At 37.5% G+C, this 11,803-nt stretch carries 8 protein-coding genes; all 8 read left to right on the top strand.

The window, feature by feature from the left end; translation table 11 throughout:
* Nucleotides 1–1,168: hypothetical protein (locus tag K6G87_RS04980; protein WP_296834637.1), on the top strand; the 1,168-nt coding region annotated here is incomplete at its 5' end.
* Between the two features lie 108 nt (nt 1,169–1,276).
* A complete protein-coding gene (locus K6G87_RS04975) occupies nt 1,277–1,744 on the top strand; it encodes a GtrA family protein (protein ID WP_296834635.1) in 468 nt (155 codons plus the stop codon).
* A 29-nt stretch (nt 1,745–1,773) separates the two neighbouring features.
* A complete protein-coding gene (gene rffA, locus K6G87_RS04970) occupies nt 1,774–2,919 on the top strand; it encodes a dTDP-4-amino-4,6-dideoxygalactose transaminase (protein WP_296834634.1) in 1,146 nt (381 codons plus the stop codon).
* A 64-nt stretch (nt 2,920–2,983) separates the two neighbouring features.
* On the top strand, nt 2,984–4,804 hold the full coding sequence (locus K6G87_RS04965) for a hypothetical protein (RefSeq protein ID WP_296834632.1): 1,821 nt from the start codon (nt 2,984–2,986) through the stop codon (nt 4,802–4,804).
* Nucleotides 4,805–4,865: 61 nt separating this feature from the next.
* Complete coding sequence (locus K6G87_RS04960; protein WP_296834630.1) at nt 4,866–5,834, top strand: glycosyltransferase family 2 protein; 969 nt, start codon at nt 4,866–4,868, stop codon at nt 5,832–5,834.
* Nucleotides 5,834–7,552 carry a DUF6020 family protein gene (locus K6G87_RS04955; protein ID WP_296834628.1) on the top strand — a complete coding sequence of 573 codons (1,719 nt, stop codon included), beginning with the start codon at nt 5,834–5,836 and terminating at the stop codon, nt 7,550–7,552. Before K6G87_RS04960 ends, K6G87_RS04955 begins: the two co-directional genes overlap by 1 nt.
* Nucleotides 7,536–10,289 carry an O-antigen ligase family protein gene (locus tag K6G87_RS04950; RefSeq protein WP_296834627.1) on the top strand — a complete coding sequence of 918 codons (2,754 nt, stop codon included), beginning with the start codon at nt 7,536–7,538 and terminating at the stop codon, nt 10,287–10,289. Before K6G87_RS04955 ends, K6G87_RS04950 begins: the two co-directional genes overlap by 17 nt.
* An 81-nt stretch (nt 10,290–10,370) precedes the next feature.
* Nucleotides 10,371–11,803 (top strand): SDR family NAD(P)-dependent oxidoreductase (locus K6G87_RS04945; RefSeq protein WP_296834625.1); only part of this gene is annotated, 1,433 nt, incomplete at its 3' end.

The raw sequence follows: 11,803 nt of genomic DNA, 5'->3' as shown, positions 1-11,803 counted from the left end.
GTACGGAATAGATGCATACTTGTCAATGCTTAGCTGGCTTTCAGCAGTATCGGGAGATTCCGGTAATTCACACAGCATGGCTTTTACAACACTTCTTACACTTGGCGCTTATAAGACAACTCTTATAGAGATGGCAGTTATTATTCCATGTATTATAGCCGGAGTTATAATGTTTTATTTCCTTGATTCAAGGAAAGTTAGTATCCGCGTTCTTAACGCTGCAAAGATAGTTTATATAGGCGGTATACTTATACTTGTTAAGTACTATTTCTCCACGGGCGTATTTACTACCAATTACTGGTATTATGATTCAATGTTTGAGATAGCAATGATGTTCATAGTACTAAGTCTTGTCCTTGATATACTTGATATAGTATCTGCTTTTAGGGTAAGTGCAGGTTCTAAATCTATAATGCCTGGAACTGATGGAGAGAGGATATTTGCTTTTCTTTCTCTTATGGTCATACTGATAACTCCCTTTGGAAGTGATAACTATACATTCCCTATTGTTAATAATCTCTTTATAGTAGCACCTATTACACTTACCCAGCTTCGCCGCGTTGCGAGAAGGGCGGGCCAGGTTTATAAGCCGGTAACAGGATTTAAGACAGCGGATGATAGAATAAGCTTTGCAAGAAAGTGCGCTATTCACTTTCCATGGAAATACATGTCTATCATGGTAGTACTTGTACTTATAATTCAGGGAACTTTGTTCAAAATGGGCTATTCGTTTGTGGACGGAGCCGATGGCACGAAGAGAGATACTAAGGTTACGGTAGTAGATAAGCTTAAAGGTATATATACAACAGGATATAATGCTGACAGGATAGAAAGCTTATATAAGACTTTATCTGATAATGATCTTCTTGAATATGAGCTTTTACAATTTGGAGAGTCGCCCGGTCTTTCATATGTCTTTGATATGGAGCCTGCTATCTATACGACATGGCCAACACTTGAAAGTAATACGGTCGATAAATTTGATGAGGCTTTAATGTATCTTTCAGAAAGACCTGTTATTATTACTGATGCTGATATCATGACTAAATATCAGGAAAGTATTACTACTTGCGAGAAGATTGATATATTATTGGACTATATTGCGTCAAACGATTATAATATAGTCTTTGAGGACGGTAATTATGTTGTCTATGCACCATGTAATTAAGTCCTTTGTAAGATAGAGGTGATTTAAGTCTATCTATAGGGCCATTGTTTAGAAGGAACTTTTCCTTTTTAGATGGTTACAAAATGATATTTATAAGGAGTTAATACGATGGTGGTAGAAGAAAATAAGGATATTTTTGACAGGATAATGTCACTTCCTGTCCTTAATATATTTGAACCTTTTTACAAGAAGTACAAGGAAGGACTTATGTACCTCTTTTTTGGAGGACTGGCTTTCTTTTTGAGTATCTTCCTTTTCTGGTTTATGGATAGCGTATTGCAAATCGATGAGCTTGTTAATAATACTATTGACTGGGTTATATGCGTTGCTTTCCAGTTTTTTACCAATAGGACATGGGTATTTGATGGTAAAGTAGATAACAGAAAAGATTTCATCAAACAGGCAGGATCCTTTACAGCAGGAAGACTTTTTACGCTTGTAGTTGAGGACCTTTTGATATTTATATTTATTACAAACCTTGGATTTCCAAAGATGCCTGTTAAGCTTGCAGCAACTTTTGTTGTAATAGCACTTAACTATGTTATAAGTAAGCTCATAGTATTCAAAAAAGACTGATATTTCAGGCTTCAAAGGAGGTAAAGACTATGAATGACAATTTTATTCCTTTTAACGTACCACCTTTTACAGGTAAAGAGATGGATTATATCCGCGTATGCGTTGATAATCAGAAGATATGCGGTGACGGCGAATTTACAGCCAAGGATAATGAATGGATAGAGAATAAGACAGGTGTCAAGAAGGCACTTCTTACAACCTCCTGCACACATGCTACCGAGATGGCAGCACTTCTTGCAGGTATCAAAGAAGGCGATGAAGTTATAATGCCTTCCTACACATTTGTATCAACAGCTAATGCTTTTGTACTTAGAGGAGCTACAGTAGTATTCGTTGATATCAGACCTGATACAATGAATATTGATGAAAATAAGATTGAAGATGCTATAACCCCTAAGACCAGAGCAATCGTTCCTGTACATTATGCAGGTGTTGCCTGTGAGATGGATACCATCATGGATATAGCAAAACGTCATAATCTTCTTGTAATAGAAGATGCAGCCCAGGGCGTTATGGCTTCCTATAAGGGTAAGGCTCTTGGATCAATTGGAGATTTTGGTAACTATTCATTCCATGAGACCAAGAACTACAGCATGGGTGAAGGCGGAGCACTTCTTCTTCGTGATGATACCTATGTTGATGATGCTATTATCATCAGAGAAAAAGGTACTAACCGTACCCTTTATAAGCTTGGAAAGGTTGATAAGTATTCCTGGATTGAACCCGGTTCATCATTCCTTCCAAGTGATATGAACGCAGCATATCTGTATGCACAGCTTCAGATGGCTGATGAAATTAATAATGCACGTATGGATCACTGGAACAGATATTATCAGGCTCTAAAGCCTATGGAAGAAAAAGGAGTTATAGAACTTCCTGTAGTACCTGAAGGCTGTGTACATAATGCACATATGTTCTATATTAAGTGTAGAGACCTTGAGGACAGAGAAGGACTTATTGGTTATCTTAAGAGTAACTGTATACTTCCTGCTTCTCACTATGTACCTCTTCACTCTTCGAAAGCAGGTCTTAAATATACAAGATTCCATGGTGAAGATGTATATACAACTAAGGAAAGCGAGAGACTTCTCCGTCTTCCTATGTACTACAAGCTTCGTAATGACGAGATAGATGAAGTTATAAACAGGGTTAAACAGTACTACAAATTCAGCTAAGCTGAATGTAAATAATCAGTCAGGATCGTTGATCCTGACTATGTAATCGGGTGGAGGATAAAGGTTGCAAAGCAGTAAAAAGAGGACTCTTTTAAATTTATGCATAGCAGCTGGAATCACTGCGGTAATAATGCTGATGATTGCAGTATTATTTGATTACTATTTTGATCTTAATGATGATGTGCTTATGAAGGATATATTGTCCGGCAACTATACCGGAACTCCTTCTACGCATAATATACAGATGCTGTATCCTGTCAGTGCCTTTATAAGCCTTATTTACAGGCTATTTAGAGGTGCTGATGTATACGGCATCTTTTTATGCCTTTGCCAGTATGGATGTCTTTTGCTGATATTTAAAAGGACGATAGATCTTGTCAGTGACAAAATGGGCAGAATTGTGGCTGTGATCCTGGAAATTTTCTTTGCTACTGGATGTATGATGGGACATTTTGTATATGTCCAATATACATTTACCGTAGCAATGATGGCTGGAACAGCGACCTTTTTAGTTATAACAGGAAGTGGCAGAAAGAATAGGATCATTGTATGCCTTATCATATGGCTGTCATTTCTTGTTCGATCTGAGATGCTCCTATTAATGCTCCCTATAGCAGGTATGGCCTGGGGTTATAGATTTATAGCTGATCTTGAAGATAAGGGAAGCGTCCAAAAAGCTAGGAATAATGAAGACAATAATATAGAAGATAATAAAGAAAAAAATAAAGAAGAAAATAATAAAGAAGAAAAGAAGAAAGTCAAAGTCGTATACATCCGCTGGGCACTTGTTCTTTTCGCAGGACTTATAGTTTGTAAGGGTCTTGATATGGCGGCTTACAGCTCTGATAGCTGGTCAGAATTCAGAGACCTTTTTGATGCAAGAACAGAGCTTTACGATTATCAGACAATCCCTGAATACGAGGGCAATGAAGAATTCTATGAATCAATAGGACTTGATGAGACAGAGGTTGAGCTATTATTTAACTATAACTTCGGTCTTGACGAAGAAATTGATTCAAAGATCATGGCTCAGGTTGCAGCCTATGCAAAGTCAATTAAGGAAGAAACACCTATGCCCCAGCGCATAAAGACTGCCCTATCTAAGTATATTTACAGGCTTCACCATTTTGGACTTCAGGAAGGCTTTGAATATCCACAGACTGATGCCCCTTGGAATATCATCATACTCATAATGTACTTTGGTATATTCTTCGCTGCTATTACAAGGAGAAGATCAGGAATATTTGCGGCTGTATATCTTGCGGTCTTATTTGTAGTAAGGACCCTTTTGTGGATGTATATACTGGTCGGTGAAAGAGATCCTATAAGAGTAACTCATGGTCTTATGTTCTCTGAGATGGCCCTTCTTCTGGGAATTATCTTATGGAATATGAAGATAAGCTATTGGAAGCTTTATGCCAAAACAGGCATCCTTTTATCTATTATAGTTTTGATGTGTTATATGCCAAATGCAGTTAATATAACAAGGGCTGAAGCGGCAGAAAGAGATATAGTTAATGCTTCTTATAATGAGCTTTATGACTATGTAGACAGTAATCCTGATAATTTCTACTGGATAGATGTTTATACATCTGTTTCATATTCAGAGAAGATGTTTGGGGATACCGATAACAGCCTTGATAATTATGATATACTTGGAGGCTGGGCTTCAAAGAGTCCATTACAGGAAACTAAACTTGAGGCATTTGGATATACAGATATTCAGTCATCACTTTTGTCAGATAATGCCTACCTTGTAATACAAAGCGATTATTCGACGGATTGGCTTATAGCATATTATAATAATAAAGGCATACAAATTGTACTTGATGAAGTCGATACTATTGCCGGTCAATTCAGGATAATTAAAGTTACGGCAGCCTGATATTCTATTTTGGAGAATATAATATATTCCCCATTAGTATGTAGAAAAGAGAATAGCTTATATGAAAAAAATGATAAGTTATGTAATTCCATGTTACAGATCTGAAAATACACTTGGAAACGTAATTAAAGAAATAGAAGATTCTATGAGTAAGATGCAGGATTATGACTATGAGGTTATCTGCATAAATGACGGATCACCTGATAATACATGGGCTACAATAGAGAGCCTTTGTAAGAGCCATAATAAGCTTAAAGGAATTAATTTTGCCAAGAATTTCGGTCAGCATGCAGCCCTTATGGCAGGTCTTAGAAAGTCAAAGGGTGATATTGTTATCTGCCTTGATGATGACGGACAGACACCTGCCAATGAAGCTTATAAGCTTATAGAGGCCATAGAGGGCGGAGCTGATGCAGCCTATGCAAGATACGAACACAAGAAGCATTCTGTATTCAGGAATTTTGGTACAGCAATGAATGAGTGGATGGCTCATGTAATGATAGGTAAGCCCAAGGATTTGTATGTATCAAGCTATTTTGCAGTAAGAAGATTTGTTGTAGATGAGATGTGCAAATACAAGGGTTCATATCCTTATGTTATAGGGCTCGTACTTCGTACCACAAGAAATATTGTCAATGTTGATGTCAATCACAGGGCAAGAGAAGTTGGAAGTAGCGGCTATACATTTGGAAAGCTTATAAAGCTGTGGATGAACGGCTTTACAGCTTTTTCAATACTGCCTCTCAGGGTTGCTACCATGTCAGGATGTATATTTGCATGTATTGGATTTATATATGGTATCTTTACTATTATCAAGAAATTTGTACTTGGAGATCAGCTTGATATCCTTCCTCTTGGTTTTAGTGCGCTTATGTCAGTGCTTGTATTTATGGGCGGTATGCTTATGCTTATGGTTGGCCTTGCAGGTGAATATATAGGAAGATCATATATATCTTTAAATGATGATCCTCAGTACGTTGTAAGGGATGAGATTGATACCAAGACAGAAGATGATAAGGATGATAATTAATGGTTAGAAACAGAGTTTTAGGATATATATTTGGTATATTATTCAGCGCAGCTATGGTTTCAGGTTATCAGCTTGAAACCTATGATCACCTGACACTTACTTCAGTATCCGGAATCCTTGTATTCATAGGATTATCTATTGTCATAGGTACACTTGCTCCTTTTGGATGGAAATTTCTTGATAGCAGACTTTATATAAAAGATGATGTTAAGAAGACAAGTAAGTCAGGAAACTTTGTAGCAAGGATATCATCATATTTTGATGAAGCAGCTGATAAGAAATACTGGCTTACTATCTGGATCATACTGATACTTCTTCAGATTCCTGTAATACTTGCAGAGTATCCGGGATTTTTTTGCTATGATGCGCAGGATGAGCTCAACCAGGTTCTTACAAGGAACTTTTCAACCCATCATCCATTAGTACATGTCCTTTTACTTGGTGGTAATATTGCTTTTGTGCATAAGCTTACAGGTTCATGGAACGCCGGAATATGCTTCCATCTTACTGTTCAGATGTTGTTTATGACAGGCGTATTTGCTTATGCTCTTACATATCTTAGAAGTAGCATAACAGTTAAGCTTGAAGATAATAATAAGACAGTATATAAAGGAAAAAAAATAATCAGAGTTATCTCAGTCCTTTTTTTTGGAATGTTCCCTACAATTGTTATGTATACTTTGTGCTCTACCAAGGACGGACTATTCTCTACTTTCCTTCTGCTTCTAGTTATAGAGCTTATGAAGCTTTTGAAGGATACAGAGAACTTCTTTAAATTCAAAAGACACATTTTCCTTTTGATCATTTCTGCTATGATGATGAGCCTTCTTCGTCATAACGGTTTTTATGCTTATATAGTATTTATTCCTTTTGGACTCTTTGCTTTAAGGAAATATTTTAAGAAGGTACTTATCCTTTTTATTATTCCTGTGATCTTATCAGTTGTTATAGAAAGCGGTCTTACAGCTTTTCTTAATGCAGATTCAAGCGAGCATCAGGAGATGATCACTGTATCAATCATGCAGCTTGCAAGGACCTGGCGCTATAGCCCTGAAGACTTTTCTGAAGAAGATAAGGAAGTACTCTTGTCATTCTTATCAGAAAGAGCACTTGGAACTTATGAGATCCGTGCAGCGGATTATATGAAGTCATTTTTTAATAATGCAGAATATGATGTTAACTCATCTGCATACTGGAAGCTTTGGGCCAAGATGATGGTAAGTCATCCTATGACATATCTTAATGCCTGGTTTCTTACCTGCTATCCTTACTGGTATCCTTTTGCTGTAATCAATCCGTATAGAGGGCATCAGATGCCCCATTTTACTTATGAAGACAGCAGCTATTTCGAATATGAGGTTGAGCCTCCGGGAGAGAGGCAGACACTTGCATTTGGCTTTATAGATAAGCTTTATTACAAGATGTCACTTACTCCATTCCAGCAGACTACGCCTGTTGTATCACTTCTTTTTTCAATGGGATTTTATTTCTGGGTATGGATGTACTTTGCCTTTTATACTTTAACAAGAAGAAAGCTTATAGTATGCCTTCCTCTTATGCCTGTATTTCTTACCTGGCTTACACTTATGCTTGGACCGGTAAGTCTTATAAGATACATGCTTATTTTGTGGTATATTACGCCTCTTATGCCGGTATTTTTCAGGCATCTTATTATGATGGAAAAGGGAAACGGGGACAATAATGAACAGAGAAGTTAAGAAATTTCATGCATTTGCTTTTGCCATAATAGCAGTCACACTTGCTGTGATAATATCAATATTTCCGCTTAGAATATGGAATCTTGTACAGACAGAAGTTGGCGGCGGAGAAGAGAATGGTTATACACAGGGAGTAGATTCTACCCATGATGCAATACAGGACTTTGTAGCCCAGTATGACAGGATTGATTCCTTGTCAGTATATGTAAATGAACTTACAAAAGGCCGCTATATGCACATTACTTTCTGGGATGTAGATAACTGGAAAGTAATGTATGAAGAGACTATAGATCTTGGAGAAGAAGAACTCCCAGGATATGTAGATATACCCCTTGGACTTGATCTTGAAGTAGGAACCAATTACAGGGTTATATTTACTGTATGGCATGCTACCTATGTACTTGGAACAGAGAGCGTTGAAGGAAGCACCAATCCTGCTATAGGAACGTTCTACTATCAGGATACCGTTGTAGAAGGAAGTCATCTTCTTGCAAAATACAACTATAAGGTGCCGATCTCCAGGGTTATGAGTCTGTCTCTTATTGTCATGGTATTCATGATAGGATGTGCTCGTGTAGGTGTTACCAGATCTTTATGCCGGGAAGCTAAGGATAAGTACATTACTATTTACAAGGCATGTCAGTATATCCTTAATCCTGTTGCCATAGCCGTATATGCAGTACTTGCCATAATGGTATTTCCTCTTAAAATATTTGATGACAGGGGAAGTGATATATTCTTTTACGAGCTTGGACTACTTATAGCTTTTATTGCAGCGCTTTATGCCATCAATCATAAGAGAAATGATGCTATAAAAGCTTCTTTGGTAACTGACGCAAGCTTTTCATCATTAAGCATATATGAGAAAGTAATGTCAGCTGTCCAGATGGCCCTTATAGCACTTGCGCTTGTATATTCAGCCCAGTACATGAATGACCTGTATGATATATATCACAGCATATCTGAGCGCCAGATGGTACTGTGCCTTCTTCTTATAACAGTATGTTTTCAGTCCAAAAAGGAACTTGTCAGCATTCAGAATATAGTCATTACTATAGCAGGAATTATAGGGGGATATGTTTATTATGGTCAGAATATGCTCCCTGTTACAGAGAAGGAGTATGATCTTCATAATCTTATATTAAAGCTTGGAATAGCTATTGCTGTAGTATGCGTTATCCTTGTGGCGGATTTTATAAGATATCTGATCAGGTTATTACTTAAGAAGGTTTCAGGAGTATCTACATCTATTACCCTTTATGGAGTATTTGTAATAGCATTTTTTGTATGTCTTATAGTTCTTAGAAATACAAGATGGTGGGGCGTTGTGCTTGCACTTGTATTTGCGGCTATGTATATCCGCATGAATATGGCAGATAGAAGTGCCAAGTGGAACATTATAGCAACAGGCGGACTTATCCTTAATATCGTATATACAATAGGGTACTGCCTCCTTTTCAGATACTTCACAGGCTTTGTAATGGGAAGATATTCCATGCAGTTCCATACTGTAACTGTTACTGCTGAGTATCTTACTATAATGCAGGTTATGGCAGCAGCCCTTCTTATAGCAAAGGTAGCATCTGCAAGTAAGATTAAAGGATTTAAAGATTTTATTTCCTGTATATGGAAAGAGATGTTCTTCTTTGGTGTGATATCAGCATATATGATATTCACTCTTTCAAGGACAGGATATCTTGCTGCTGCAGTTACAATAATACTTCTTATCGTAATGGTAGTAGTAAGGGAAGGAAAAGATGCCATGGGCATCCTTGCAAAAAGTCTTGGAGCCTTGATTGTGGCAGTTATCATAGCATTTCCTATGACATTTACACTTCAAAGAATTGTCCCTGTACTTGTAGGTCATCCATACTTTTATGAAGTTGAGGATGCTGCTCCAAGTACAAGAGGTGGCAAAGATCTTGATGATTATAAGTACATGTCAATTGAGCGTTTCTATTCACTCTTTAGGCAGAAGATCCTTGGAGTAAGTGCTACAGAGTACGATTTCATCGAAGACCCATATAACTATGATGAAAATGGTAATTATATATATGATGAAGATGGTAATCTTATAAGCGAAGAGATTTCATCAATTAAAGCTTCAGATTCTTACGTGTATGAAGTATATGATGAAGAAGGAGCCGAAAAGCTTATAGCATCAAGCGATGATGGAATCTTTGTTGCTGAAGCTGTCGAAGATGAAGAGTCTGTTTTGGGTGATGCTGAAGCAGAAGCCAATTCTGATAGTGAAGTTATCACAGAAAGCGATAATACTGAAGAAAGCTCTGATAGCGAGGATATACCAGAAGACGATAATGCAGATGAATCTTCTGAAGAGAGTGATTCAGATAGCGACTATAGTAATGGCCGAATTGATATCTGGAAAGCTTATCTCAAAGAGCTTAATATGACAGGCCATAATGAGATGGGAGCTACTGCAGAAGATGGCGAAGTACTCGCTCATGCTCATAATGTATATATCCAGGTAGCTTATGACCACGGAATACCTGTAGGTATACTATTTGGACTTTTGATAGTGGCAGGTATAGCCTTTAGTGGTGTATACTATTTCAGAAACAAAGAATTATTTGGAGCTGCTGTTCCATTTGCAGTTATCACAGGATTTGCAATTGCAGGACTTACAGAGTGGAATTTCCAGCTGTGCAATCCTATGACAGTTGCTCTTATGCTTTGTCTTCCTGCTATAATGTTTAAGGCAAGAAAAGAAAAGTAAGAAGATATAAAATGATCAAGATAACCCACCACGTTTAGGTGGTGGGAATATATTGAATTTACAAGAATGAGGTTGTGACTCATGGGTGATAAGAATAGAAAGCCAGGCTTTAATGCTGCTAAGTTCTACAGAAGACTGGTCTTAATTATATATGACATTATTAGTATTATAGTTGCCAGTTATCTGGCAGTTTTAATGAGGTACGACTTTAATGTTTCAAGTGTACCTGATCACTTCATGACGCCTATTAATGAATTCCTTGTATTTAATATAATAATTACTTTAGCCATATTTGCTGCATTCAGGTTATACGACAGCTTGTGGGCATTTGCAGGTGAGATGGAACTTCAAAACCTTGTTGTGTCCTGTACTATATCAGGTGTAATTAATGCAATAGGACTTCAGTTCTTCAAGATTGAGAAACAGCCTGTTCCTCAGAGCTACTATTTCCTGTACACATTCTTCCTTATAACTTTTATCTTTGTAAGCAGGTTCTCATACAGATTCATAAGATCCCAGAAGCATAAGCGTGAAAAGGGTCATGATGCAGCTTCTGTAATGGTAATAGGAGCAGGAGAAGCTGCTAATGTTATCATCAAGGAGATAGTTAACAGCCTCTATCTTACGATGAGAGTTAAGTGCATCATAGACGATGACCCCAATAAATGGGGAAGATTTATCCAGGGTGTACGCGTAGTTGGCGGAAGAGATAAGATCAAGGAATGTGCCGACCTTTATGAGATCGATCAGATAATCCTTGCCATTCCTTCTGCACCAAGGAAAGAGATCAGTAAGATCCTTGAAATCTGTAAGGAGACTAACTGTGAACTAAAGACTCTCCCTGGTGTATATCAGCTTGTTAACGGAGATGTTAATGTATCAAGACTTCATAATGTTGAGATCGAAGACCTTCTAGGAAGAGATCCTGTCAGTGTTGATATAGATTCTATCCTTGGTTATGTAAAGGGTAAGGTTGTATGTGTAACAGGTGGCGGAGGATCAATAGGAAGTGAGCTTTGCAGACAGATAGCAGGCCACGGCCCTAAGCAGCTTCTTATAGTAGATATATATGAGAACAATGCCTATGATATTCAACAGGAACTTAAGAACAAGTATCCTGATCTTGATCTTCAGGTTCTTATAGCATCTGTTCGTAATACAAGCAGAGTTAACTGGATATTTGAACATTACAAGCCTCAGATAGTATATCATGCAGCAGCTCATAAGCATGTTCCTCTTATGGAAGACAGTCCTAATGAAGCTATCAAGAACAATGTATTTGGTACATTTAAGACTGCTATGGCAGCAGCTCAAAATGGTGCTGAGAAGTTCGTAATGATATCTACAGATAAGGCTGTTAATCCTACTAATATCATGGGTGCCAGCAAGCGTATCTGTGAGATGATCATTCAGACCTTTAATAAGCATTATGATACAGAATTCGTAGCAGTAAGATTTGGTAACGTACTTGGATCTAATGGAAGCGTTATACCTCTTTTCAAAAAGCAGATTGC

The organism is Butyrivibrio sp., from assembly GCF_024699075.1.
This window is presented reverse-complemented; position numbering and strand designations above follow the sequence as displayed.